Below are 22212 nucleotides of genomic sequence, written 5' to 3' on the forward strand. Positions count from 1 at the left end.
GACCCTATGGCTCAAGATTCCGCAGACCGGCCGACCCTGGTGAATCTCCAGGATGTCCACCTGTCCTTCGGGGCGGTCGAGGTGCTCAAGGGCATCGATCTGACCGTGGCGAAGGGCGATGCGGTCTCGATCATCGGTCCGTCCGGATCGGGCAAATCGACCATCCTGCGCTGCATCAACGGGCTGGCGCAGCCGCAGGCCGGCCGGATCACCGTGGCGGGCGTGCGCGTCGATGCCCTGCGCAGCGAGGCCGAGCGAATTGCCCTGCGCAAGCGCATCGGGGTGGTGTTCCAGCAATACAACCTGTTCCCGCACCTCACGGTGCTGCAGAACATCACCCTGGCGCCGGTCCGGATCCTCAAGGTGCCGCGCGCCGAGGCGGAGGGCCACGCGCGGGACCTGCTCGCCCGGGTTCGCCTCGCCGACAAGGTCTCAGCCTATCCGGGCGAGCTCTCGGGCGGCCAGCAGCAGCGGGTCGCCATCGCCCGGGCGCTCGCCATGCGGCCGGAACTCGTGCTGTTCGACGAGGTGACCTCGGCCCTCGATCCCGAGATGGTCGGCGAGGTGCTGGCCGTGATCCGCGCGCTCGTCCGCGAGGGGCTTACCAGTATCCTGGTCACCCACGAGATGCGCTTCGCCGAGGAGATCAGCGATACGATCGCGTTCACCGAGAACGGTCGCATCGTCGCGCAGGCGCCGCCCGCGGAGCTGTTCTACAAATCGGGAAACCCGCGCATCCGCCAGTTCATCGGCGGCTTCCAGGGGTTTCGCGACGCGGTGCAGGATCGGGAGGGGATCTGATGCCGGTTTCACTCACCGCCGCCCTGGCCGAGGCCATCGTGTCGGCCCATCCCGAAGCGGATGCTGCCGCAATGGCGGCGGCGCGCCTCGCCCTGGTCGACTTTCTCGCCTGCGCCCTCGCGGGCAGCCGCGACCGCACGGTGGCGACCGTGCGGACCGCGCTGGGCGACATGCCCGGCCGCGCCACGGTGATCGGCTCCGGACGGCCCGCGGAGCCGCAACTCGCTGCCCTGATCAACGGCTATGCCGGGCACGTGCTCGACTATGACGACGTCCATGCGAGCGTGCGCGGGCATCCCACCACGGTGATCGTGCCGGCGCTCCTGGCGGCCCTCGATCCGGCGGCGCCGCCCTCCGCCGAGGCGTTCCTCGCCGCCTATCTGGTCGGCCTGGAGACGATGGCGCATCTCGGCCGCGCCATCGGCCCCGCCCATTACGAGCGCGGCTTCCATGCCACCGCGACGCTGGGTCCGCTCGGAGCCGCCGCCGCGATCGCGCATCTGCGCGGCCTTCCAGCCGCCGCCACCGCGGTCGCCCTCGGCCTCGGCGCCACGCAGGCCGCCGGGCTGCGGCTGCAGTTCGGGTTCGATGCCAAGCCGCTCCATGCCGGGCTCGCCGCCCGCAACGGTCTGATCGCGGCCCGCCTCGCCGAGGCCGGCCTGTCGGGCGCTCCCGAGAGCCTCGACGGCGCGAACGGTCTTCTTGCGGTTTACGGCTTCGGTGAAGCGAAGCCCGAGCGCGTCCTGGAAGCGTGGGGCGCCCCTTGGCAGATCCTCCGCCCCGGCCTGACGCTCAAGGCGTTCCCGTGTTGCACGGCGGCCCATCCGGTGGCGGTCGCCGGCCTCGCCTTCCATCGCGACGGCTGGCGGGATCTGGCGCGGGCGACCATCACGTTCCCGCCGGGTGGCGACGCGGCCCTGGTGGTCCGCGCGCCGGGCACCGGGATCGAGGCGCGCTTCAGCCCGGAATACATCCTGGCCGCTTCCCTGGTGGACGGCGCGGTGCGCCTCGATCACTTCGACGAACGGCCGGTCCGCCCCGACCTCGCGGCGATCGCCGAACGGGTCGAGCGCCGGCACGACACGGCCGCACCGCGCCTGTCCTCCGATCCGGGCACGCGGTTCGTGGTGGTGGAGCTCGCCGACGCGCAGGGCCGCACCGTGCGCCGGCGCATCGACGGCCTGCCCGGGCTCGACGACGCCGATGCCAAGTTCCGGGATGCCACCGCGGGCTCCGGCGCCTTCCAGGCGGTGCCGGATCTCGTACGCAGCATGCGCGATCCCGGCGACCTCGCGCGCCTCCTCCAACTCCTCGCCCAGCCGTGAGCCGCCCTATGACGACCGATCGGACCATGCCCGCCATGCCGCGCCAGATGCATCTCGGCCTGTTCCTCCAGGGGGCCGGTCACCACGTCTCGGGCTGGCGCCATCCGAACGCGGAGGCCGGCAGCGAGAATTTCGATCTCCTGCGCCGGGTCACCCAGATGGCCGAGGCCGCCAAGTTCGACATGGTCTTCCTGGCGGATGGGCTCACCAGCGCGGTGGACGCCCACCCGTCCATGATCGCCCGGTTCGAGCCGCTGACGCTGCTCAGCGCCCTCGCCATGGTGACGGAGCGGATCGGCCTCGCGGCGACCGCCTCGACCACCTACGGCGAGCCCTACCACGTGGCCCGGGCCTTCGCGTCGCTCGATCATCTGAGCGGCGGCCGGGCGGCCTGGAACATCGTCACAACCTCCTACGCCCGCACCGCCAACAACTTCTCCAAGGCGCACCCGGCGCACGACGAGCGCTACGCGGTCGCCGAGGAGTTCGTGGACGTGGTCTGCGGCCTCTGGGACAGCTGGGACGACGACGCCTTCGTGAAGGACAAGGCCCGCGGGGTCTACGCCGACCCCGCCAAGGTGCGGATCCTGGACCATGCCGGCCGCTACTTCACCGTGAAGGGGCCGCTCAACATCCCGCGCGCGCCGCAGGGCCATCCGATCCTGATCCAGGCCGGCTCGTCGGGCCCCGGGCAGGACCTCGCGGCGCGCCGGGCCGACGTGGTGTTCACCGCGCAGCAGGATATCGCGGAGGCGCAGGGCTTCTACGCGAGCCTCAAGCAGCGGGTCGCCGGCTTCGGGCGCGATCCGGACTCGGTGGCGGTGATGCCGGGCTTCCTGCCGGTGATCGGCCGCACGCTGGCGGAGGCGAGCGCGAAGCTGATCGAGCTCGACCAATGGACCCCCATCGCCAGCGCGATGCCGCTCCTGGAGGAGCGCCTCGGCCACTCGCTCGCATCCTACGACCTCGATGGGCCTCTGCCCGACCTGCCGGTCTCGGACCAGCTCCGCAGCCGGGCCGAGCTCCTCACCGCCCTGGCACGCCGGGAGGGCCTGACCATCCGTCAGCTCGCCCTGCGGGTGGCGGCGGGGCGCGGGCACCACATGATCATCGGCACGGCCGCGGACGTGGCCGACCGCATGCAGGCTTGGTTCGAGGGCGGCGCGGCGGACGGCTTCAACGTGATGCCGCCCTTCTTCCCGGAGGGGCTGGACGACTTCGTGCGCGAGGTCGTGCCGCTGCTGCAGGAGCGTGGCCTGTTCCGGACGGACTATGCGGGCGAAACCCTGCGGGACCATCTCGGCCTCGCGCGCCCGGGGCCTGCGCAGCCGGTGTGACCCGCTCGCGCTCGGCCGGTCAGAACGCCTGGGCGATCCCGGCGAACACCCCGCGGCGCGGGCCATACTGCGCGGCGAAGACGCCGAGCCCGGTGCCGTCGCGGATCTGGTAGATCTTGTCGGTCAGGTTGACGACATCCAGCCGCAGCTGCGCCGGCTTCCATCCTTCGACCAGTTGCACCTCGCGCGTCACGCCGAGATTGATCTGGTAATAGGCGGGCAGATGGCTCGTGTTGGCGAAGCCGGATCGCAGGCCGCTGCCGAAGATCCCGTCCATGCTGAAGCGCGTCCCCTGCCACAGATACGAGAAGCCGGCAGAGGCGGTCGTGTTCTGCGCGTGGTCGGTGTAGATGTAGTGCGTGGCGATGTAGTTGAGTTCGTCTGCGCCGAAGAGATACTGGCCCGAATCGATGAGTCGCGCCTTCTGCTGCGCCAGCGCGAGGTTGCCGTAGGCGGAGAAATTGCCCTCGGTATAGGCGGCCTTGATCTCCACGCCCTGGTTGTAGGCACGGGCGTAGTTGAACTCGGTCAGCACGTAGGCTTGGCCGAACTGGCCGTCATCGAGCAGATTGCGGGCGCGCTTGTAATAGGCATCCACGCCGATATCGAAGCCCGGGGCGACCCGCTGCGTGACGCCGATATCGTAGTAATCCGCACGTTCCGGCTGCACGGGCGAGGCCGACAGGATCTCGGCCTGGTTGGTGGTACCGACCGTCAGGCCGGGGTTGACCGGCGCTGAGAGCACCTGCTGCGGCGGCGTGAAGTAGCGGGCGTAGCCGGCGTGGAATACGGTGCCGTCGAAGGGGGTCCACGTCACGCTGGCCCGCGGGCTGACTTGGTTGGCGCTGATGAACTGGTACATCTGGTCGAACCGCAGTCCGGCGTTGACGATCACCCGATCGGTGATCTTCCACGCATCCTGCGCGTAGAGGCTGACCAGGCCGCCCGTCTTGCTCACCCGGTCATTCTGGTTGAACGGCGCGTCGATCGGATTGCCGAACCCGTCGATCGGCAGGACGATGTTGTTGTTGTTGTTGAGCGTCTGCTCGGCGCTGGCCGCGAAGCCGAAGCGCAGGGTGTGACTCGGGTTGATCCGCCACGCATTGTCGCTCTGGACGCCGTTCACCAGCGAGGCGCGGTACACGTCCGAGGCAACGCCGTTGAACAGCAGGTTGCCGAGCCCATCGGGTTTGGCGTGCACGGTGCTGTAGCGCTGGAAGTATGAGAGCTGGCTGTCGACATCGCCGGCCGACCGCTGGACGGCCACGACGTTGAAGTTGGTGAACTCGTTCTGCCGCTGGTCGATGCGGGCCGAGTCCAAGTCGCTCTGACCGAAGGCGGTGAACGAGGGCGCCACGCCGGGCGTGTTCGGGATCTGGTAACGTCCGATGAACGTGCCGCCGATATAGGTCAGCCGGGTATCCGGGTCGATCTGGGTCGAGACGTAAGAGAATTCGCGCCCCTGGGCCGTATGGTCGTGGACGGGGTTATAGCTCGACGTCGTGTTCTCGATGCCCAGATTGGATCGGAAGTAGCGGCCGGTGAAGAAGTAGTCGGTGGCACCGTCGTGACCGCCGTAGACGAAGGTCGGCGTGATCGTGCCGCGCACGCCGCCATAGAGGCTCACGCTGCCGCCCGCGAACGCACCGGTCCGGGTCTCGATGTCGAGGACGCCCGCCGTGCGCAGGCCGTATTGGGCCGGCAGGGCACCGACGATCAGCGAGGCGCTGCCGATGAAGGCAGGATCGAGAAACTGATTGAACCCCGAGATGCCGTCGGGGATCTGCACGCCGTTGATGCGGTACTGGATGTTGCCGTGCTCGTTCCGAATGTGAAAGCCGCCGTTCGCGGCGTTGTCCTGAGTCACACCCGGAAACTGCAGCAGCAGCTGGTTGAATGGCTGGTTGTCGCCCTGCGGCTGAGCCTCGATCGCGCTGCGGTTCAGCGTGGTGACGGTCGCGCCGGCCCTGGTGAAGATCCGGTCGCGCGCCTCGCCGAAGCGACGCTCCTCGACCGCGGCGGGATTGTCGGCTTCGGAAGCCGTCACAGGCGTCGGATTGCCCTGTGCCGCATGTCCGGGCGCGGAGGCCGTGTCGCGCGGCGCGGTCACGCTGATCTCGCCCAGATTCACATTCGCCGCGCCCTGCGCCAGGGCATGGTTGACCGTGAGGCCGTAGAGGGCTGCCGCCGCGATCGGGCCGGTTAGTAAGGCCACCCGGAGAGAGGGAAATTTCATGACCAGAGCCTATTGTTATAGCGTTGCAAATGCCCAGGTCGCTCAGGTCCCGACAAGCCGCCGACGCGCCAGGCTTCCGGGTTGCTGGCCGATGTAACAATATTACAACAGCGTGAGCGCTCTCGACCGAAGACCGGGATGAAGGATGCCCCGCGCAACGTCGGGCAGACCGTCAAGGCGACAGGTCACATCGCAGCCGGCGACGGCGTTGCTGCATCGTCCCAGTTCCGATCCCGAGAATGACACCCTGGAGACCGGCCGCCACGGCAGACCGCCCCCATCCGGGTCGAGACGGCCGCGGACCGGAGCGGACAGGCCGGCGCGAAACCCGCGAAGGGGGCGGGCTCCTTGCCGAGGCTCGCCAAGCCTGGCCAGTCGGGCTGCCCGATCGCCGGATCGGCAATGCGGCGGCGCGTCTCGCGTGCGGGGCGCCACGACCGGTCGCCCCGGACCCGAGCGATGTCGCGATCACCCTCGAGCGTCATCGCAACGAGCTGTGCCGTCCATCGCGTGCACCAACACCAGCCTGACGAACTGATCGACGATGCGGATTTCCGGGGCATCCATCGGACCGACGACATCATCGTCGTCGGGAACCGGCGGGATATGCCGGGGAAGCAGGCCCTCGACAGGGCAATCATCGACACCGTGGTCGGAAACCCGGGTGCGCGCCCGGAAGACGTGCCCATCGTCCCCTTGCCGAATGCACGCGACGCGTGGTCCTTCGGCAAGGGACTGGCATCCTACGCCGAGGACGATGCAGAGTGAGCTTCGACGGTCGCAACCGCCGCAGCCGTCTGGATTGCGAATGGGCCGGCCGCGTTCCAACGACGAGCGCCCACGAGGATGCCATGGACGTCACTGCCCGGCCGAACGCGACCTCCCGTGAACAGGCGATTCCCGCCCCGGTTCGCCGGGCCGAGCCGATCGTCTGGCGTAATCCGCACCGCAGGGATGCGGCGTCCGTGCTGGCCGCATCGGCCTTCTCGGCGGCCGACATGCGGCGTGCGGAAGCGCGCTGGCGCCGCTTCGATCCGCTGCTGGCGCAGCTGTTCGAGGGGACGCAGGATGGCCGGATCGACTCGCCGCTGTTGCCCGTCCCATCCGACCTTGCCGGGAGCATCCTCGGCGATGCGCCCGGCTCCGTCTGGGTCAAGGCCGATCACGACCTGCCGGTCACCGGCTGCATCAAGGCGCGCGGCGGCGTCTACGAGGTGCTGGCCTATGCCGAGATGCTCGCCGGGGCGGCGGGCTTTCTGCGGCCCGGCCTGTCCTACGCAGCGTTCGCGTCCGGCCCCTTCCGCGATCTCTTTGCCCGACACGTCGTTGCGGTCGGCAGCACCGGCAATCTTGGCTTCAGCGTCGGCGTGATGGCGCGTGCCCTCGGCTTCCAGGTCGAGGTGCACATGTCCCACGACGCCAAGGCCTGGAAGAAGCAGCGCCTGCGTGCGCTCGGCGCGCACGTCGTCGAGCATCCGGGGGATTACGGGCTCGCGGTGGCCGCGGCGCGCGCGGCCTTCAGCAACCGCACCGACGCCCATTTCGTCGACGACGAGAATTCGGTCGACCTGTTCCTCGGCTACGCGGCGGCGGCGCTCGACCTTCAGCGCCAGCTCGCCACGGCCGGGATCGCCGTCGATGCGGCGCACCCGCTCTACGTCTACCTGCCCTGCGGGGTCGGTGGCGCACCGGGAGGCGTGGCCTTCGGCCTGACGTTGCTCTTCGGCGATGCGGTGCGCCCGGTCTTCGTCGAGCCCGTGGCCTCGCCCTGCATGCTCGTGCAGCTCGCTTCCGGACTCGACCGTCCGGTCAGCGTGTACGAGGCCGGGCTCGACAACCGGACCGCGGCCGATGGACTGGCGGTCGCGAGCGCCTCCATGCTGGTCGCCCGAACCGTCGGCGAACTGGTCGATGCGGTCGTGACCGTCACCGACGCGGAGCTGTTCCGCTGGCTGAAGGCTCTCTGGAACGGGGCGGGGATGCGCCTGGAACCCTCCGCGGCCTCCGGCTTCGCCGCCCTCGGCAGCTTCCTCGCCGGGGTCCCTCCGTCGGAGATGGCGCAGGCCAGCCACGTGGTCTGGACCACGGGCGGCGCGCATCTGCCGGACCAAGAGTTCGAGGCGGCGCTGGCCCGTGCCTGATCGGGTCTTTGTCGGGTGAGCCGGAGGGCGGGGCGCACGGGTCGGCCGTCCAACGCGGGGGCCTCCCGTCCGGACAATGCGTCTGATAGGAGACGTCTTATCTTGCCACGTCCGCCGGGTTTATCATCTCGGCGACCGCTTCGCCGAAGCGCCTGCGTTCGCCCTGGCCGAGGCCGTCGAGGTGGCTCCTGATCAACGCCAGCAACGTTGCGGTGCGATTGCTCGATGTATCCCCATCCGTGGATGCCGGCGCGGCGTGCTGGAAGAAGACTTCAGCCGGAACGCCCAAAACGCGAGCGATCTGGCCGAGCAATTCGGAAGGTTCCGTTTTTTGTCGGGTCGTGCTCATGGCGCAGGATCTCTCCGGTTCAACCCTACGCATAGGGCTCGTCGAACCTCCCGATCGGCGAATGTTGATATTCAGAGGCTAACGAAAGGTGCCTCACTGCAAGCTTAACCGCGAGTGAAATCTTTGTCATTCTGTTGGGATATTGGTACGCATCCTGACACTCGGATACACCGGGCCAGGGGGAGCCGGTACCATGCGCATCAAGGTCCTCGATGGCTACGCGAAGGATGTCGAGCGCCTTCGTGCAGCCCTCGAAGCGTCGTGCGTCGTGGGAGCCTGGGAGTGGGATCACGGGCGTGGCGTGGTCGTGTACGATGAGGGCGCGGCGATCCTCCTGACCGGCGACGCGGAACTCGCCGACCATCCGATCAGCGGTCCGATCGCTCTCGCCGCGGTGCATCCGCAGGATCTGACGTGGCTCATGGACCATATGCTCCGCGCGGTGCAATCCGGCGGTCTGGTGCTGGCCGAGTACCGCGTTTGCAGAGCGGATGGGACGATTCGATGGCTGCTCAGTCGCGGACGGACGCATCGCGACGCGGATGGGACACCCCGGCGTTCGCACGGTATCCTGATGGACATCACCGAGATCCGCGACGGCGGTGATCGCTACGTCCTCGCCGAGCCTCCGACAGCCGGCGATCCGTTAGAGCGCGCGGCCGACCTCGCTATCGCCATCAAGCGTACGCTCACCGACGGTATGCCGGGGGAGGTCCGGGTCGCCGCCGATCTGTTGTTGCTCGAATTGGGCCGTGCCCTCGCCCGGAACGGGATCCGGTGAGCCCGGCGCGGTCATCCGCGCCACGATACATGTGCGGATGGGACTCGCCGACGCCGCGGTTCTGCTGCACCCCGCGACCACACGCGTGCGGCCGGAGACCGGCGTGATCCGGCCCTGCGCCGAGCCGCCATCGGCGAAGGGCCCGCCCTGGCCGGCGCCTGAGCGACGGCCCGGTGCTGTCCGCGGCGCGATCCTCGCGCAAGCCGTGGCCGCGGCTCGGCGGTCACCCGTCGTGACGGAACGGTCCATCGAGGCCTCGCGTGAGGGCCGAGAAGACTGAGCCGGGCGCCCGGTGCGGGATCCAATGCCGGAACGCCTGCGGGAAACCGCCGTTGCCCCAGTCGCCCGAGGGGGCGAGCGACCGGATGCCCCGGCCGCCGATCGTGCCCGCCCGGAAGACGATGACAGGGACGCGAGATGGTCGACACGGACAGGATCACCGGTGCCGCGCGGGAACTCGGCGGCACGGTACAGGGGATGGTCGGCGACGTCGTCGGCTCGGATCGCGACGCGGTCGCGGGCCGTATCCGGGAGGCGGAGGGCACCGCGCAGAACCTCTACGGTCAAGCCAAGGATGCCGTCCGGCACGCGGCCGACGAGGTCTCGGACCATGCCGCCGATGCCTACGATCAGGGTCGTCGCTACGCATGGGAGGGCCACCAGAAGTCCGTCGCCTGGCCTCACGCCTCCCTGGTCGTCGCCGGGCTCGTCGGCTTCGGCCTGGGCCTGCTGATCAGCAAGTTCTGAACCGCGCCGCCTGTCCCACGCCGTCGTGCCAGGCGGCGCGTCCTCGGGTCTTCGTGCAGACAGGCCGCTCATCCCCCTGCGCGGACCTGCGCGGAGCCTGCGTCAGGGATGCGGGGGGCACCGTGTGGCATCGCCGCGAAGAGATCGTCCAGCGCTCGCAGCAATTCCGGCGCGATGACGGGCTTCTCCAAGCGTGGCTGCGCGCCGTAGCGCGGATTGTCCCGGCCCTGGACATCGCCGGTCGCGAACAGGAACGGCACGTCCAGGGCCGCGAGGCGATCCGCGACCGGGTAGACCATCTCGCCCCCGAGATTGATGTCGAGCACGGCTGCGTCGGGGCGCCGTCATCCTCGATCAGGTCGAGCGCCCGCTCGACGCCTGCGGCCCGGGTCGATCACCACGGCGCCGGCCTCCTGCAGCCAGCGCGCGAGTTCCCTGGCGATCAGGTACTCGTCCTCGACCAACAGGACACGACGACCGGTGAGCGATCCAACGGATATCGAGCGCCGCGCCACCCGTGCCGAGCGTCCGGCTGGCCAGCGCCGCGTCGGTGGCGGGGTTGCCCCTGTGGAAGCTCGAGACGGCGTGCGCAGCCGGATCGCGATGCCGCGATCCCCCGACGGGGCGAACAGCGTAGGGCTGGCGGGGTTGATGTGCTGAGGTCCGACACCGTATCTCCGCGTATCGGGAGACACCATGCCCGACACCCCCCTGACCGGCCGCCACATCCTCGTGGTCGAGGACGAGTATCTGATCGCCAGCGAGGTCAAGCGCTGGTTGCTGACCGCGGGCGCGATCGTGGTCGGGCCGGTTCCGAGCGTGGATGGGGCGCTGGATCTGATCGCGGATCACCGCCCCGACGCCGCGGTACTCGATGTGAACCTCGGCGACCGGGACACGGCCTATCCGATCGCCGACAAGCTCGGTATCCTCGGCGTGCCGTACCTGTTCGCCACCGGGGATTTGCACCTGGCCGATGCCTCCGTGTACGGTCACCGGCCTTGGATCGAGAAGCCGTTCGTGGAATCTGAACTGGTCCGAGTCCTGACCAAGCTCATTGCGACGCCCTGATCGCCGCTGCAACCTCGGATTCCGATTGCCCGGCAGGAATTGCGGCTGTCCCGCGGGTGGATGACAGGCAGTGGAGCGGCTGCTACGACCCGACTCGGCACCAGACTCCGTAGCTCAGCTGGATAGAGCAGCCGCCTTCTAAGCGGCAGGTCGTAGGTTCGAGCCCTACCGGGGTCGCCAGAGTTCTTCGAGCGTCAGCTATCGAGCGGTTGCCTTTGAGCGCTGTCGGCCGCGCAGCGTATGCAAAACCTGCAACGCGCTTGTCGACAGATACGCTTGCTGGGCCAGCTGTGGCCTCCGCGACAGTCGCCCCGGGCCAGGTCATGGCAGGCACCGGTATCAAGTTTCCTGTTCGAGGAGAGCCGGACGGCGCGCGATCGGATCCGCATCGCATGATCGCGATGACGGAGCGCAGGCCCTCGGGCCACCCGTCGATGCGGGCGCGAACCGGCTGTTCCGCGGGGCACAAATCATCCTTCGGCGCTTCAGCAGCCTGGAGCAGGCCAGGGCGTGGCTCAGCCCCCCCGAGGGGCGGAGCCGCCTTGAGGGCGCCGCCCGACGCTCAGGGGCCGCGAGCGGCGTCCATATCGTCCAGGACGATGCCAGCGCAGCCAGATGCGGCCGGCCACCATGATCTGCTGCTCTCGGCTTCGCTGGAGCCTGCGCGGCCTCTGCTCGCGGAGTGGATGCGCGCCCGGGACTGGCGTATTCCCGTTCTGATCGGCAGCCCTATCGCCGCCTGCGCGCCGAACCGGAACGCGGGACTCAGTGCCATCCGGCACCGCACCCCGCACGGGGGTGGTGTTCATCGTGACGTTCGCCGCGGCAAGAGAGGCTGAGGATGATGGACAGGCGCAGTCTTCTCGCGGCGATGGCCCTCGGTGCCGGCGGCCGGGCCCTCGCGCCGCTTCGCACCGAGGCGGGCGAGACCGTAACCCTGCCCTTCGGCAACGGCGCGCGGCCGTTGGTGGCCTATCCGGGCAAGCGCCCGCTCCTGCAGATGACCGCCCGCCCGCCGCAGCTGGAGACGCCGTTCGCGGTGTTCGACGAGGATGCCATCACCCCCAACGACGCCTTCTTCGTCCGCTACCACCTCGCCGACATCCCCACTCAGATCGACCGTCAAGCCTATCGCGTCGCGGTCACGGGCCATGTCGAGCAGTCGCTGGAGCTGTCGCTGGCCGACCTCAAGGCCCTGCCGGGGCAGACCGAGATCGTCGCCGTCAACCAGTGCTCGGGCAATTCCCGGGGCTTCTTCGAGCCCCGCATCGCCGGCGGCCAGCTCGCCAACGGCGCCATGGGCTGCGCCCGCTGGACCGGCGTGCCGCTCAAGAGCGTCCTCGACCGGGCGGGCGTGAAGGCCGGGGCCGTGCAGGTCTCGTTCGGGGGGCTCGACGGGCCGGTCCTGCCGGAGACGCCCGACTTCGCCAAGGCGCTCCCCCTCGATCACGCCAATGACGGCGAGGTCCTGCTGGCCTGGGGCATGAACGGGCAGGACCTGCCCTGGCTCAACGGTTTCCCCCTGCGCCTCGTCGTGCCGGGCTACTACGGCACCTACTGGGTCAAGCACCTCAACGCCGTCACCGTGCTCGACAAGCCGTTCGACGGTTTCTGGATGACGAGCGCCTACCGCATCCCCGCCAACGCGTGCGCCTGCACCGAGCCCGGCAAGGCACCCGACAGGACCGTGCCGATCGGGCGGTTCAACGTCCGCTCCTTCGTGACCAACCTCGCGGACGGCGCGCAGGTGAAGGCCGGCCGCGTGCCGTTGCGCGGCATCGCGTTCGACGGCGGCTCGGGTATTCGGGCGGTGGAGACCTCCACCGACGACGGCAAGACCTGGAACCCGGCCCGGCTCGGCCATGATCTCGGCCGCTACGCCTTCCGGGTGTGGAATGCCGAGGCCGACCTGCCGCCGGGTCCGCATGCCCTGCGCGTCCGCGCGACCGGCAACGACGGCGGCACGCAGCCGATGGAGCCGCTCTGGAACCCGCCCGGCTACATGCGCAACGTGGTCGAGACCACCCGCATCCGGGCGGCCTGAGGGAGATCAGGCATGATCAGGTCCATCCAGCTGGCCGCCGCCTTGGCCGCACTCATCGGGACAGCCGCCCGCGCCGCGCCCGAGACCTACGCGCTGCCGGAGCCGACCGCACAGTTCCGGGCGCCGTCCGACCCGGGCCAGGCGCTTGGCTTCCAGGCCGTGCAGGAGAATTGCATGACGTGCCATTCGGCGGATTATGTCGCCATGCAGCCACCCCGGAAGGGCTCTGCCTTCTGGGGCGCGGAGGTCACCAAGATGATCAAGGTCTATCACGCCCCGATCGAGGCGCAGCAGGCCGAGGCCATCGCCGCCTATCTCGGCGCGACCTACTGAGGCCCGGCGTCGGGCAGGGAGACCCCCAATGACCGCCAGAATCGCCGGCCGTATGGCTGCGGGATCCGACACCGCGGACCGCGCCCGCGGATCCGTCTGGGCCGGGGCGGCGGGCCGCCTGCTGCCGGGCCTGCTCCTGTGCGGCGTCATCACCGGGGTGGCGCAAGTGCTCCAGGCCGGCGAGGAGAGCCTCACCGGGCATCCCTATGTCGAGGCGCTGGTGCTGGCGATCCTGCTGGGCACGGCGGTGCGCACCGCCTGGGTGCCGGGGGCGCGGTTCAAGGCCGGGATCGCCTTCTCGGCCAAGCAGGTGCTGGAGGTGGCCGTCACGCTGCTCGGCGCTTCGGTGAGCCTCGGGGCGATCGTCGCCTCGGGGCCGGCGCTGCTGACTGGCATCGTCGGCGCGGTGGCGCTGACCATCCTGGCGAGCTGCGCCCTCTGCCGCGCGCTGGGCCTGCCGGTGCGCATGGCGCTGCTGATCGCCTGCGGCAACGCCATCTGCGGCAACTCGGCGATCGCCGCCGTGGCCCCCGTGATCGGCGCCGACAGCCGGGACGTGGCGGCGGCCATCGCGTTCACGGCGGTGCTCGGTGTGCTGATGGTGCTGGGCCTGCCGCTGTTCGTGCCGCTGGCCGGCTTCAGCGAGCACCAGTACGGGGTGCTGGCGGGGATGACGGTCTACGCGGTGCCGCAGGTTCTGGCCGCCACCGTGCCGGTGAGCGCGCTGGCCACGCAGGTGGGCACGCTGGTCAAGCTCGTGCGGGTGCTGATGCTCGGCCCCGTGGTGGTGGCGCTGTCGCTGATCGCCCCGCGCCTGCCGGCGGCGGGGGCGACGGGCAAGGCCGTGCCCGGGCGGCTCGGCTTCTTCAAGCTGGTGCCTTGGTTCATCCTGGGCTTCCTGGCGCTGGCCTCGCTGCGCTCGCTGGGGCTGATCCCGGACGGTGCGGTGGCGCCTCTGGCCCGGATCGCCGGCTTCCTCACGATCGTGTCGATGGCCGCTCTGGGGCTCGGCGTCGATGTGCGCGTGCTGGCGCAGGTTGGCGGCCGGGTGACGCTGGCGGTCACCGCCTCGCTGCTCGTGCTCCTGGCCATCGCGGTCCTGCTCATCCGCGGCCTCGGGATCGGCTGAGCGGGCGGCGATCCTCAGTCGGCGGGCGTGAAGTGCAGCGTCCCGGCGCGGCGCGTCGGCTGCCCGGTGTCGTTCGTGTGATTGACGCCGTCCATCACCGGCACGGCGGGGAAATCGAACGGGCTGACGCCCTCGAGGCAGGCGACGTTGACGGCGTATAGCGTGCTGTCCGAGCGGCGCTGGTGGTGCGTGTAGATCCCGCAGCGGGAGCAGAAGAAATGCTGCGCCGTGCCGGTGTGGAAGCGGTAGCTGCTCAGCAGATCCGCGCCCTGCCGGATCCGGATTCCACCCGCCTCCGCCATCGCGACGACCGCGCCCCGCATGCGGCAGTAGGAGCAGGTGCAGCGCCGGATCGTCCGGAAGCCGTCGGCCAGCACGACGTCGAAACGCACCGCGCCGCAATGGCACTGGCCGGTGCGCAGCCTGGTGTCGGCGTCCATGTCGTCCGGACCTCGTCTTCGGCTCTCGGTCCCGGTTTCAACGCGCGTTCCTGCGTCGAGTCGGTGTCCCTTGCGGCTGAGAGCGTTGCGACATCAACGTATCGCCGCCGTGCGGACCGGACAATTCAGAGTTTGTCACGCGCCGTGTGAGCGCAGCGCACACGACACGACGGGGGCCGGATGCCCGGTCGTGCGCGGTGAAGCTCAGCTCGACTCGCGTTCGAGGCGTACCCCCTTGGCGATCTGCGAGCGCTGCGTGGCATAGGCGGGCGCCGTCATCGGGTAATCGGGCGGCAGGCCGTAGCGCCGCCGATACTGGTCCGGCGTCAGGCCATGAGCGGCGAGGTGACGCTTCAGCGTCTTCAGGGACCGCCCGTCGATGAAGCTCACGATGCGGTCTGGCTGAACCGACCTGCGAATCTCGCTCGGCGACGGCAACGGGACAGGGGTGGAGTCCGCCGCCGGCGGCTTCATGAGAGCGAGGAGCGTCGCGTGGGTGCCGGCCAGGAGGGGCGGCACGCTGGCCGGCGGAATGGAATTGTTCGACAGGTACGCCTTGACGAGACGGACCGCGAGGGTGTGCATTGTCTGCTGTAGAGCGTCCTCAGATTTGTTCACATTGACCGATCCCATACCGACCCCCACCAAAACCCATACAATTGGAGATACTCCTACAAAAGGATGTGTCAACGCCGGGAAGCCGATAGGTCGAGCGCCTTCGGCCGAGGCCCCGCAACCGTATGACGCGGTCAGCGCAGGCTGCGCCCTCGGGCCGTCGATGCGGGGCCGTGACAGTGTCGAAGGAGGTCGGGGCGGCGGGAGCCAAGTCTTCAGCCCGTGCCGCTTTCATCCGCTCTATCTTCGTGGTCCAATACGGTCCCACATCTCGGGGAATTCTTCAGGGAATGGGTTCGCTCACCTTGCGTCGAGAGGCCGGAGGCGGGGTCGCGACCAGCGCTTTCGGAAGGAAGGCGGGCGTTGGCCTACGGGCTGTGCCCCTCATGGCGCTTCTGCTCGCTCCGCAGGTCGTTGAGGGGCAGGACGCACTCGGCCTGCTTGCTCCGGACCCGCTCGTGTTCGGCGCACCGCCCGAGTCTGAGATGCGGGCCAGGGTCGCCGCCGAGTTCCCCAGCGCGCCGCTCGTCCGGTTCCGCAAGATCAGGCCGATCGCGCGTGAAACCGGCGACGCGGTCGCGTTCTGCGGTCAGGTGAGCGCGACCTCGCCGGAGCAGCGGGAGCAGAGCTTCCACCTGTTCCTCTACAATCGGACCGCCGGGACCGAGACGGTTCACATCCTCGGATCCGAATCGCTCAATGGCTACCGTGTCGGCCGTAAGCTGATTGGCGCCCTGCGGCGGGTCGGCTGCCTCTAGGACGGGCTGCCGGGCAGGGCGCCGGACGGCAGGTCCGGGAAGGCATCGGTTCACCGCGACGGAAAGGGGCGGGTTCTTGCCCCATGCGCGGCGAGAATATGGCAGAAGCTTGACTATTTGAGTAAATCCGGTTTATAGCTTGACCGTTGCGTCGTAGATACACCCCCGCGTCTCCTGGAGGTTGCGATGTGCGCACGGAAGACCTTCTATCTCTTCGCCAAGGCCTCTGACGCCCAACAATTCTGCGCGGTTCGCCAGGATCAGCCGATCCCGGCGATGATCGACGGCGTGCAGTGGCACTACGTCGATTGCATCGACACGTCGCGGGACAAGCCGTTCGGCTTTGATGTCGATGATGCCCAACGGGCCACGCGGGACCGCGGCGTCTACTTCTACAAGCGCGAGTTCATCTTCTCCCAGCCGGGAGTCCTGCTCAAGGCCGCCTGAATGGGCAGTCGCCGGGTCCGGCGGCGCCTAAATTCGCCGCATGCCGGTTGGGGCTGGCGAACCGAGGGCGGGGGGCGTCGCGTTGCCCCGTCGCGGGATCCTGCGGTTCGGGTCGCCGCCGCGGGAGACTGGACGTGTCGCTCAGCAAGGGGTTGGCCGGTTTCACACTGTTGTTGGGCCTTGCGCCTGCCCCGGCCTGGGCATGGGGCGTCCCCGGATGCACCAATCTGCCCGAGTACAATCGCGCGCTCGGAGCCCTGCAGGGGATGACGAGCGCCTGCGACATGAGCGTCGAGGAAGCCCGGCGCGTCATCGCGGCCCATGACGGGGTCGCCGCCCCACCGTCCCCGGTGGCACAGCCGCAGGTCGCGCCGCCGCCCCGCGCGCATCGCCGGCCTCATCGCCGGCCTCATCGCACTTGGCGGCACGCACACGCGACCCGATCGTGAGCCCGTCCGCGCGGTCCGGGGCGATGGATCGGGGGTAGGGGGCATCGGTCACGGGCGGGCAGATGCGACGATCCCGCCTGGCCCGAAGAGCAACCGGACCCGCGTCTTTCCCTCCCGCCGGCTCCAGACGATACTGGGCCTGCGCGAAGGCTGAGCTGTGGTGCCCGACACCCTGCCGCGCACCGACTTCAGGGCCCGCCGAGGGGAGCGACGGCACGGAATGGGTCTGTGCCCTCCCTGAAGCCCGCGTCCAATCCTGAAGCCGGGTTCCCCCTTCGCGGGACTTCGCCCCGAGCCGACCCCTGCCGACGCCGGGGCCACCTTTCCCCACCGGAGGGGGAAGGGAGGGTGCGTGTCAGAACGCGACCCCTCAGGTGAAGCTCGGCTCCGGCTCCTCTGCCGGCTCGAAAGCGGCCCGGATGGCGTCCGGATCGACGGCATCGAGCGTCGCCGGTTGCCAGGCCGGGCGGTTATCCTTGTCGATGAGCACGGCGCGCACGCCCTCGTAGAAATCGTGCCCCCGCATGATGCGGGTCACCAGCCGGTACTCCGTCCGGATCGCCTCCAGCACGGTCATGCCGGCCCCACGCCGCATCTGCTCATAAGTGAGGCTGAGGCTCGTCGGCGAACGGAGGCGGATGGTGCGTGCCGTCTCGGCGGCGAAGTCCGAATCCTGAACCGCATCGAGCCTGTCCAGGATGGCTTGGACGCTGTTGGCGGAAAAGCACGTGTCGATGCGGCCCGCCTCCCGGATCACCGGTCCCGGCGGCGGCGCTGGCGCGGCATGGGCGGCCAGTGCCTCGTCGATCGGGCCGCCCGCCGCCAGAGCATCGAGGATCGCCGGGAAATCGGCGGCGCGCGCCGCATGGGTCGCGAGCCCCACGGCCAGGGCATCACCCGCCCCGATCTTGGATCCGGTCAGCGCCAGGTAGGAGCCGGCGTGTCCCGGCAGGCGCGGCAGGAGCGCTGTTGTGCCGACATCCGGGATGAAGCCGATGCCGACCTCGGGCATCGCCCAGGCGTAGGACTCGGATGCCACCCGGTACGGCCCGTGCACCGAGATGCCGACGCCGCCGCCCATGACGATGCCGTCGATCAGCGCCACGATCGGTTTCGGGTAGCGCGCCATCGCGGCGACGAGCGCGTACTCGCCACGCCAGATCGCGAACATCGCGGCGGTCTGTCCGGCCTTGGCGGCCTCGTAGATGCGCCGGACGTCGCCGCCCGCGCAGAAGGCCCGTCCGCCGCTGCCTTGCACCGCCACGCGGGTCACGCGGTCGTCGGTCTCCCAGGCCTGAAGCTGCGCCTGCATCGCCTGGATCATGCCCAGCGTCAGCGCGTTCAGGGCCTTGGGCCGGCTGAGCGTGATGAGGCCGAGGGAGCCGCGCGCCTCGAACACGACCTCGTCTGTCGATTGTCCCGTCATCGTCGGACGCATCCCCCTGTGAGCTTCGATTTATGGGGCGGCTGGATAGTCTTGCATCCGGATCGCCGCAATAACGGGGCGGCATTGGGGACAACCAGGTCCGACCGTTCCCGATCCAGCGCGTAAGGCGCGCGGCCTGGCCGGCGACGGCATCGACAGCCTGTCCCGGGACGATACGCATCGCGGCCCGCACGGACATCCGGTCAGCAGACGACAGCCACGATGCTCCACAGGCAGGTCAACATCCCGGCGGGCCTTCCGAGAACAGGGGCGGATTGCCCGAAGACCGAGGGGAGGGCCGTCTCGCAAAAGCTTCAGCGAGACGGCCCGTGGCGGCACCTGTGGCGGATCGCCGGGCAATACGCCAAGGACAGCGTCTTCGATGTGGCCGGGAACGACGAACGGCACGGTATCCTGACGGCGTTGTCCCCCAACCCGGACGTGACGATCCACGTCACGCTGCTGGCACAGCATCCCTCGGCCATCGCGGCCAACTGACAGGCCGGAACCACGCCCTCCATCATCGAGACCTTCGACAAGCCGGGCAGCATCGGGATCCGCAAGGCGCATCGCGCCGAGCATCCGGCCTGTCTCGACCGGATCAAGGACTGCCTCCTGGCCTGCGGCGCCAAGCTGAACGACGACGGGAGCGACGCGGGCGACGGCCTCTCCATCGTGGCTGTCGAGATCCGCGCGGCGGCCGATCCGTTCTCTCAGGCGTATCTGTTCGAGCGCGTCGAGATCCGGCGCTGGCGCAAGGCCGATCTCGACGGCAAAAGCTAACTTCAAAACAGGAGGCGCGCTGATGGCTTTCGCGGAATGCGACGGGGTCCGGTTGCACTACAGGGCGGATGGTGACCCGGCGAACGCCGCGCTCGTGCTGTCCAATTCGCTGGGCGCGTCGCTGGACATGTGGGCGCCGCAGGTCGAGCCCGTGGCGCGCCGCTTCCGCCTGATCCGCTATGACGCCCGCGGGCACGGGCAATCGGCGGTCCCGCCGGGGCCCTACACGATCGCCCAGCTCGGCCGGGACGTGATCGGCCTGCTGGATCATCTCGGCATCGGCCAAGCGCATTTCGCCGGCGTGTCGATGGGGGGCCTGACGGGGCAATGGCTCGCCCTGAACCATCCGGAGCGGCTGCGTCGCCTCGCCCTGTGCAACACGGCCGCCACTATCGGCCCCCCCGAGAACTGGACCAGCCGGGCCGAGGCGGTCCGCGCCGACGGCGTCGGCAGCATTGCCGACACGGTGGCCGCCCGCTGGCTGACGGCGGATTATGCGGCGGCCAAGCCTGAGCTGGCCGCGACCTTGCGCCGGATGCTGGCCGCTACCGCGTCGGAGGGCTACGCGGCGGCGTGCCTGGCGGTGCGCGACGCCGACTTCCGCGCCGACCTCGCGCGGATCGCCGTGCCGACGCTCGTGATCGCCGGGACGCACGATGCCGCGACGCCGGCCGCGGCAGGCCGCTTCCTGGCCGATCACATCCCCGGCGCGCAGTATCGCGAGCTGAGCGGCGCGCATCTGACGAATCTCGAGGATGTCGCGCGCTTCAACGAGGCGTTGCTGGCGTTCTTCGGCGAAGCGCCTGCGTCGTAGGGCCGTGGCTACGTGCGAGTCAGGAGGCCGATCCTGAGAAGGGCCGTCCAACCGATCGCCACATCCTGAGGTGCTTGAGCCAGCGGACCCGGAAAGAGGGCTTCAGGGATCGGGCCGCTGGCCGGAGGGCTCCTTCGAGGCCTCCGCTCCATTCCGGCACCGCACAATGGGGGCGTGGGTTGTCGGGTCGGTTCGAGCGTGTCAGTCTCGCGCCGCAGATGGTTCAGCGATCCGATCGAACACGGCCCGACACGCCGTCGGATGGGTCACGGGCCTGCGCCCAGGCACGGTCACGCTCGGCCTGCCGGGCCCGCTGCTCCGCCGCGTAGGCCTCCTGGTCGGGCTGCTCCTTCTGGCTCCGGCGCTTGGCCCGGGCGGCCGCCCGCTTGCGCCACGCCTCAGTCTCCGCCTTCTGGCGCAGCAACTCTTCGACCGTGATGGGTTCTACCGGTTCCTTCGGCTGAGCCCAGGGGTAGGAGCGCCGGGGCGGCGGCCGCGGCGCAGGATCCGGCCGGACGGGCCGGACGGCGCGCATCGCTTCGGCGAAGGTCAGGCCGGCACCGGCCGCGATGCGCGTGGCGGCGGCCCGCGCGGCCGCGCGCTCGCCCGTCGTCGCGCCCTGCGCGGCGAGCGCAAGGCACTTCTCGAACCGGTCTCGATCGGCGGGCGTCATGGGCCGCGTATAGCGCCTCGACGGGCCGCCGTCCCGGCGGCTCTCGGTCCGGCTCGCTCAGTCGGGCTTGGCGCTCGCCACCGTGTCGGTGAAGCTGTAGCTGCCGAGCTTCTCGCCAACCACCTGCACGGCGCCGTCCGTCAGGGTGTTCAGCCGGCGTGAGCGGATCGTCATCGTGCCCGACAGGCCCGCGAACTTTCCGGTGCCGCCGATCCACTGGCCGGTCCCCTCGTTCACCGCTGCGAGCGGCTGGAGCGGGTAGTCCCATTTCTCGAACACGTGGTCGCCATCGGCATCGACGTAGTCGCAATAGCCGTGGTTCTCCAGGGTCTTCGCGCCGTTGTCGATCGTCGGCGCGGAGGTGCAGCGCCCGGCCATGTTGTGCAGGAGCTTGCCGCCGGATTCATTGACCGCGGTCATCATGTTGATCGTCGCCGAGGCTACGCGGTTCTCGCCGATGGTCACGGGCTTCGGCGCGGCCAGCACGGTCGAAGTGTAGGTGATCCGGAAATCTCCCTGCCGCGGCATGTCCTCGGCGCCGGCCGTGGCGGGGGCGAGGAGCTGCAGGCCGAGTGCCGCCGCACATCCCGCGCGTGTCGTGAATGCGATTTGACTGCCCATCATGACGACCTCCCAGTCTGGCGCCTGCAAGACGGACCGGCCCCGGACGGATTGTTCAGATCAGGCCGGCCGAACCGTCGGCGCCAAGTGAATATTGATCTCATGTCGATTTACATTCAAGAGCATGACATGTGTATTGCGTTTGCCCATAAAGATTGGGCATAATAAGATCGTGTCGCGATCTACGTTGGCGAAACGGCGGGGCGGGCGCACGGCGCTCCGCCGAGATTGCAAGTCCGCGTTTTGCCGCAGAACAAGATTTGGATATAATAATAAAAACAGAAATATATGAACTGATCTTGTTGTTCGGATGCGGATCATGTCTGTGGGGCTGCGCCGGAAAAGCCCTTTTCGCTGCCGGATGATTGCAAAACGTCGGTTATACATCACGCCATCCGGGAGCGAGGGTGCCGCACCGGGAAGGAGGCGGGTTGGCGCGACGGTGGAAGCCTCAAGCGTCGGCGCGAGACTTCCCGTCCGGCCGCATCGCCGTCACGGAGGTACAGCCCTGCGCCGGGTTCAGAGCGACCAGGATCCGCCCCAGCAAGACCCGCGAATGCCGTGCCGTGCAGCTCTCACGGCGGTCGCCCGGGATCCCTGGGCAGGCATCGTAGGCCGCGCGCAGCTCGGCGAGCCGGCGCATCCGCAGTTCGGGATCGCTGGAACCCACGGCCCAATCTCCCGGCTGGCTCTGGTCTGCGGTACGCCCCCGCAAACGCGCCTTCGACCATCCCGAGTCGGGGAGTTGGAAAACCGTGTCTGAACGGTCCCTACGACCTTTAGCGCCGGAACGCCTGGACATGCGCCGCAGGCTCCCCGACCGCGTGGCCAAGGTGCAGGTGCCGTTCTGGTCGGCACCAACCCATCAGACAGGGGGTTCCACGCCCCAGGG

At 69.3% G+C, this 22212-nt stretch carries 25 protein-coding genes and 1 tRNA gene; 17 read left to right on the forward strand and 9 right to left on the reverse strand.

The genetic code is table 11. The features are described from left to right. The first annotated feature begins 6 nt into the window (after positions 1–6). Genes BLQ49_RS15355 through BLQ49_RS15365 form a run of 3 tightly spaced genes read left to right on the forward strand, consistent with a single transcriptional unit; the run spans position 7 to position 3463 of the window. Entirely contained in the window at positions 7–801 is a 795-nt protein-coding gene (locus BLQ49_RS15355) for an amino acid ABC transporter ATP-binding protein (RefSeq protein ID WP_091717112.1), read from the forward strand. After that, positions 801–2126 (forward strand): MmgE/PrpD family protein, encoded by a 1326-nt coding sequence (locus BLQ49_RS15360; RefSeq protein ID WP_091717114.1) that lies wholly within the window; start codon positions 801–803, stop codon positions 2124–2126. The genes BLQ49_RS15355 and BLQ49_RS15360 overlap by 1 nt, the downstream gene beginning before the upstream one ends. An 8-nt stretch (positions 2127–2134) precedes the next feature. Continuing rightward, positions 2135–3463, forward strand: a complete 1329-nt coding sequence (locus BLQ49_RS15365; RefSeq protein WP_244507610.1) for an LLM class flavin-dependent oxidoreductase — start codon at positions 2135–2137, stop codon at positions 3461–3463. Positions 3464–3482: 19 nt separating this feature from the next. Here the strand turns inward: BLQ49_RS15365 and BLQ49_RS15370 are convergent, their stop codons facing one another. After that, positions 3483–5699 (reverse strand): TonB-dependent receptor, encoded by a 2217-nt coding sequence (locus BLQ49_RS15370; RefSeq protein WP_091717116.1) that lies wholly within the window; start codon positions 5697–5699, stop codon positions 3483–3485. A 402-nt stretch (positions 5700–6101) separates the two neighbouring features. Here BLQ49_RS15370 and BLQ49_RS15375 point away from each other — a divergent pair, with 402 nt between their 5' ends. Both BLQ49_RS15375 and BLQ49_RS15380 read left to right on the forward strand, forming a co-directional pair. Then, positions 6102–6467 carry a tautomerase family protein gene (locus tag BLQ49_RS15375; RefSeq protein ID WP_091717118.1) on the forward strand — a complete coding sequence of 122 codons (366 nt, stop codon included), beginning with the start codon at positions 6102–6104 and terminating at the stop codon, positions 6465–6467. Between the two features lie 83 nt (positions 6468–6550). Beyond that, the gene (locus tag BLQ49_RS15380) at positions 6551–7840 is read left to right on the forward strand and encodes a D-serine ammonia-lyase (protein ID WP_143012263.1); all 1290 of its coding nucleotides are present in this window, start codon (positions 6551–6553) and stop codon (positions 7838–7840) included. Positions 7841–7937: 97 nt separating this feature from the next. On the opposite strand, the gene BLQ49_RS15385 is transcribed toward BLQ49_RS15380, so the two are convergent. Continuing rightward, positions 7938–8189, reverse strand: coding sequence for a hypothetical protein (locus BLQ49_RS15385; RefSeq protein ID WP_143012264.1), 252 nt, complete (start codon positions 8187–8189; stop codon positions 7938–7940). A 193-nt stretch (positions 8190–8382) separates the two neighbouring features. Between BLQ49_RS15385 and BLQ49_RS15390 the strand changes: the two genes are divergently transcribed. Together BLQ49_RS15390 and BLQ49_RS15400 are read left to right on the forward strand one after the other, a co-directional pair. Further along, on the forward strand, positions 8383–8970 hold the full coding sequence (locus BLQ49_RS15390; RefSeq protein ID WP_091717122.1) for a PAS domain-containing protein: 588 nt from the start codon (positions 8383–8385) through the stop codon (positions 8968–8970). A gap of 417 nt (positions 8971–9387) precedes the next feature. Next, positions 9388–9717, forward strand: coding sequence for a CsbD family protein (locus tag BLQ49_RS15400; protein WP_091717126.1), 330 nt, complete (start codon positions 9388–9390; stop codon positions 9715–9717). A gap of 68 nt (positions 9718–9785) precedes the next feature. On the opposite strand, the gene BLQ49_RS30785 is transcribed toward BLQ49_RS15400, so the two are convergent. Beyond that, positions 9786–10043, reverse strand: a complete 258-nt coding sequence (locus BLQ49_RS30785; protein ID WP_342028191.1) for a response regulator — start codon at positions 10041–10043, stop codon at positions 9786–9788. A 370-nt stretch (positions 10044–10413) separates the two neighbouring features. On the opposite strand from BLQ49_RS30785, the gene BLQ49_RS15410 reads away from it, so the two are divergent. From BLQ49_RS15410 to BLQ49_RS15430, 5 genes are all read left to right on the forward strand, one after another. After that, on the forward strand, positions 10414–10788 hold the full coding sequence (locus BLQ49_RS15410) for a response regulator (protein ID WP_091717128.1): 375 nt from the start codon (positions 10414–10416) through the stop codon (positions 10786–10788). Between the two features lie 103 nt (positions 10789–10891). Continuing rightward, a tRNA-Arg gene (locus BLQ49_RS15415) sits at positions 10892–10968 on the forward strand. Between the two features lie 661 nt (positions 10969–11629). Then, positions 11630–12832, forward strand: a complete 1203-nt coding sequence (gene sorA / locus BLQ49_RS15420; RefSeq protein ID WP_091717131.1) for a SorA family sulfite dehydrogenase catalytic subunit — start codon at positions 11630–11632, stop codon at positions 12830–12832. Positions 12833–12844: 12 nt separating this feature from the next. Then, on the forward strand, positions 12845–13165 hold the full coding sequence (gene sorB, locus BLQ49_RS15425) for a SorB family sulfite dehydrogenase c-type cytochrome subunit (RefSeq protein ID WP_091717133.1): 321 nt from the start codon (positions 12845–12847) through the stop codon (positions 13163–13165). Between the two features lie 52 nt (positions 13166–13217). Then, on the forward strand, positions 13218–14294 hold the full coding sequence (locus tag BLQ49_RS15430) for a YeiH family protein (protein ID WP_425284008.1): 1077 nt from the start codon (positions 13218–13220) through the stop codon (positions 14292–14294). Positions 14295–14308: 14 nt separating this feature from the next. Here the strand turns inward: BLQ49_RS15430 and BLQ49_RS15435 are convergent, their stop codons facing one another. Further along, positions 14309–14734, reverse strand: coding sequence for a GFA family protein (locus tag BLQ49_RS15435; protein WP_091717137.1), 426 nt, complete (start codon positions 14732–14734; stop codon positions 14309–14311). A gap of 204 nt (positions 14735–14938) precedes the next feature. Then, positions 14939–15352, reverse strand: a complete 414-nt coding sequence (locus tag BLQ49_RS15440; RefSeq protein WP_244507611.1) for a Ros/MucR family transcriptional regulator — start codon at positions 15350–15352, stop codon at positions 14939–14941. A gap of 383 nt (positions 15353–15735) precedes the next feature. Between BLQ49_RS15440 and BLQ49_RS15445 the strand changes: the two genes are divergently transcribed. Both BLQ49_RS15445 and BLQ49_RS15450 read left to right on the forward strand, forming a co-directional pair. Next, on the forward strand, positions 15736–16107 hold the full coding sequence (locus BLQ49_RS15445; RefSeq protein ID WP_244507612.1) for a hypothetical protein: 372 nt from the start codon (positions 15736–15738) through the stop codon (positions 16105–16107). A gap of 186 nt (positions 16108–16293) precedes the next feature. After that, positions 16294–16554, forward strand: coding sequence for a hypothetical protein (locus tag BLQ49_RS15450; RefSeq protein WP_091717141.1), 261 nt, complete (start codon positions 16294–16296; stop codon positions 16552–16554). 819 nt (positions 16555–17373) lie between these two features. Here BLQ49_RS15450 and BLQ49_RS15460 read toward each other — a convergent pair. Further along, positions 17374–18429, reverse strand: a complete 1056-nt coding sequence (locus tag BLQ49_RS15460) for an enoyl-CoA hydratase/isomerase family protein (protein ID WP_091717143.1) — start codon at positions 18427–18429, stop codon at positions 17374–17376. Between the two features lie 222 nt (positions 18430–18651). On the opposite strand from BLQ49_RS15460, the gene BLQ49_RS15465 reads away from it, so the two are divergent. Genes BLQ49_RS15465 through pcaD form a run of 3 tightly spaced genes read left to right on the forward strand, consistent with a single transcriptional unit; the run spans position 18652 to position 20026 of the window. After that, a complete protein-coding gene (locus BLQ49_RS15465) occupies positions 18652–18927 on the forward strand; it encodes a muconolactone Delta-isomerase family protein (RefSeq protein WP_091717145.1) in 276 nt (91 codons plus the stop codon). A 24-nt stretch (positions 18928–18951) separates the two neighbouring features. Further along, the gene (locus tag BLQ49_RS15470; protein WP_280140981.1) at positions 18952–19212 is read left to right on the forward strand and encodes a YciI family protein; all 261 of its coding nucleotides are present in this window, start codon (positions 18952–18954) and stop codon (positions 19210–19212) included. A gap of 22 nt (positions 19213–19234) precedes the next feature. After that, positions 19235–20026, forward strand: coding sequence for a 3-oxoadipate enol-lactonase (pcaD, locus tag BLQ49_RS15475; protein ID WP_091717149.1), 792 nt, complete (start codon positions 19235–19237; stop codon positions 20024–20026). A gap of 223 nt (positions 20027–20249) precedes the next feature. Here pcaD and BLQ49_RS15480 read toward each other — a convergent pair whose 3' ends face one another. The 3 genes from BLQ49_RS15480 to BLQ49_RS15490 all read right to left on the reverse strand — a co-directional run bounded on the left by BLQ49_RS15480 (position 20250) and on the right by BLQ49_RS15490 (position 21990). Further along, positions 20250–20699 (reverse strand): hypothetical protein, encoded by a 450-nt coding sequence (locus tag BLQ49_RS15480; protein ID WP_091717151.1) that lies wholly within the window; start codon positions 20697–20699, stop codon positions 20250–20252. A 57-nt stretch (positions 20700–20756) separates the two neighbouring features. Beyond that, entirely contained in the window at positions 20757–21323 is a 567-nt protein-coding gene (locus BLQ49_RS15485) for a hypothetical protein (RefSeq protein ID WP_244507613.1), read from the reverse strand. Between the two features lie 448 nt (positions 21324–21771). Next, the gene (locus BLQ49_RS15490; RefSeq protein WP_143012265.1) at positions 21772–21990 is read right to left on the reverse strand and encodes a hypothetical protein; all 219 of its coding nucleotides are present in this window, start codon (positions 21988–21990) and stop codon (positions 21772–21774) included. Between the last annotated feature and the right edge of the window lie 222 nt (positions 21991–22212).

The sequence above is a fragment of the Methylobacterium phyllostachyos genome (assembly GCF_900103445.1).
GTDB lineage: Bacteria > Pseudomonadota > Alphaproteobacteria > Rhizobiales > Beijerinckiaceae > Methylobacterium > Methylobacterium phyllostachyos.

What these genes read in the sequence shown, in the direction of transcription:
- BLQ49_RS15370 (WP_091717116.1), bottom strand. Translation starts at nt 5,699, where the DNA reads ATGAAATTTCCCTCTCTCCGGGTGGCCTTACTAACCGGCCCGATCGCG.
- BLQ49_RS15355 (WP_091717112.1), top strand. Translation starts at nt 7, where the DNA reads ATGGCTCAAGATTCCGCAGACCGGCCGACCCTGGTGAATCTCCAGGAT.
- BLQ49_RS15410 (WP_091717128.1), top strand. Translation starts at nt 10,414, where the DNA reads ATGCCCGACACCCCCCTGACCGGCCGCCACATCCTCGTGGTCGAGGAC.
- BLQ49_RS15380 (WP_143012263.1), top strand. Translation starts at nt 6,551, where the DNA reads ATGGACGTCACTGCCCGGCCGAACGCGACCTCCCGTGAACAGGCGATT.
- BLQ49_RS15450 (WP_091717141.1), top strand. Translation starts at nt 16,294, where the DNA reads ATGTGCGCACGGAAGACCTTCTATCTCTTCGCCAAGGCCTCTGACGCC.
- BLQ49_RS15435 (WP_091717137.1), bottom strand. Translation starts at nt 14,734, where the DNA reads ATGGACGCCGACACCAGGCTGCGCACCGGCCAGTGCCATTGCGGCGCG.
- BLQ49_RS15460 (WP_091717143.1), bottom strand. Translation starts at nt 18,429, where the DNA reads ATGACGGGACAATCGACAGACGAGGTCGTGTTCGAGGCGCGCGGCTCC.
- pcaD (WP_091717149.1), top strand. Translation starts at nt 19,235, where the DNA reads ATGGCTTTCGCGGAATGCGACGGGGTCCGGTTGCACTACAGGGCGGAT.
- BLQ49_RS15485 (WP_244507613.1), bottom strand. Translation starts at nt 21,323, where the DNA reads ATGATGGGCAGTCAAATCGCATTCACGACACGCGCGGGATGTGCGGCG.
- BLQ49_RS15385 (WP_143012264.1), bottom strand. Translation starts at nt 8,189, where the DNA reads ATGAGCACGACCCGACAAAAAACGGAACCTTCCGAATTGCTCGGCCAG.
- sorB (WP_091717133.1), top strand. Translation starts at nt 12,845, where the DNA reads ATGATCAGGTCCATCCAGCTGGCCGCCGCCTTGGCCGCACTCATCGGG.
- BLQ49_RS15480 (WP_091717151.1), bottom strand. Translation starts at nt 20,699, where the DNA reads ATGACGCCCGCCGATCGAGACCGGTTCGAGAAGTGCCTTGCGCTCGCC.
- BLQ49_RS15445 (WP_244507612.1), top strand. Translation starts at nt 15,736, where the DNA reads ATGGCGCTTCTGCTCGCTCCGCAGGTCGTTGAGGGGCAGGACGCACTC.
- BLQ49_RS15365 (WP_244507610.1), top strand. Translation starts at nt 2,135, where the DNA reads ATGACGACCGATCGGACCATGCCCGCCATGCCGCGCCAGATGCATCTC.
- BLQ49_RS15465 (WP_091717145.1), top strand. Translation starts at nt 18,652, where the DNA reads ATGCTCCACAGGCAGGTCAACATCCCGGCGGGCCTTCCGAGAACAGGG.
- BLQ49_RS15430 (WP_425284008.1), top strand. Translation starts at nt 13,218, where the DNA reads ATGGCTGCGGGATCCGACACCGCGGACCGCGCCCGCGGATCCGTCTGG.
- sorA (WP_091717131.1), top strand. Translation starts at nt 11,630, where the DNA reads ATGATGGACAGGCGCAGTCTTCTCGCGGCGATGGCCCTCGGTGCCGGC.
- BLQ49_RS15390 (WP_091717122.1), top strand. Translation starts at nt 8,383, where the DNA reads ATGCGCATCAAGGTCCTCGATGGCTACGCGAAGGATGTCGAGCGCCTT.
- BLQ49_RS15375 (WP_091717118.1), top strand. Translation starts at nt 6,102, where the DNA reads ATGCGGCGGCGCGTCTCGCGTGCGGGGCGCCACGACCGGTCGCCCCGG.
- BLQ49_RS15400 (WP_091717126.1), top strand. Translation starts at nt 9,388, where the DNA reads ATGGTCGACACGGACAGGATCACCGGTGCCGCGCGGGAACTCGGCGGC.
- BLQ49_RS15360 (WP_091717114.1), top strand. Translation starts at nt 801, where the DNA reads ATGCCGGTTTCACTCACCGCCGCCCTGGCCGAGGCCATCGTGTCGGCC.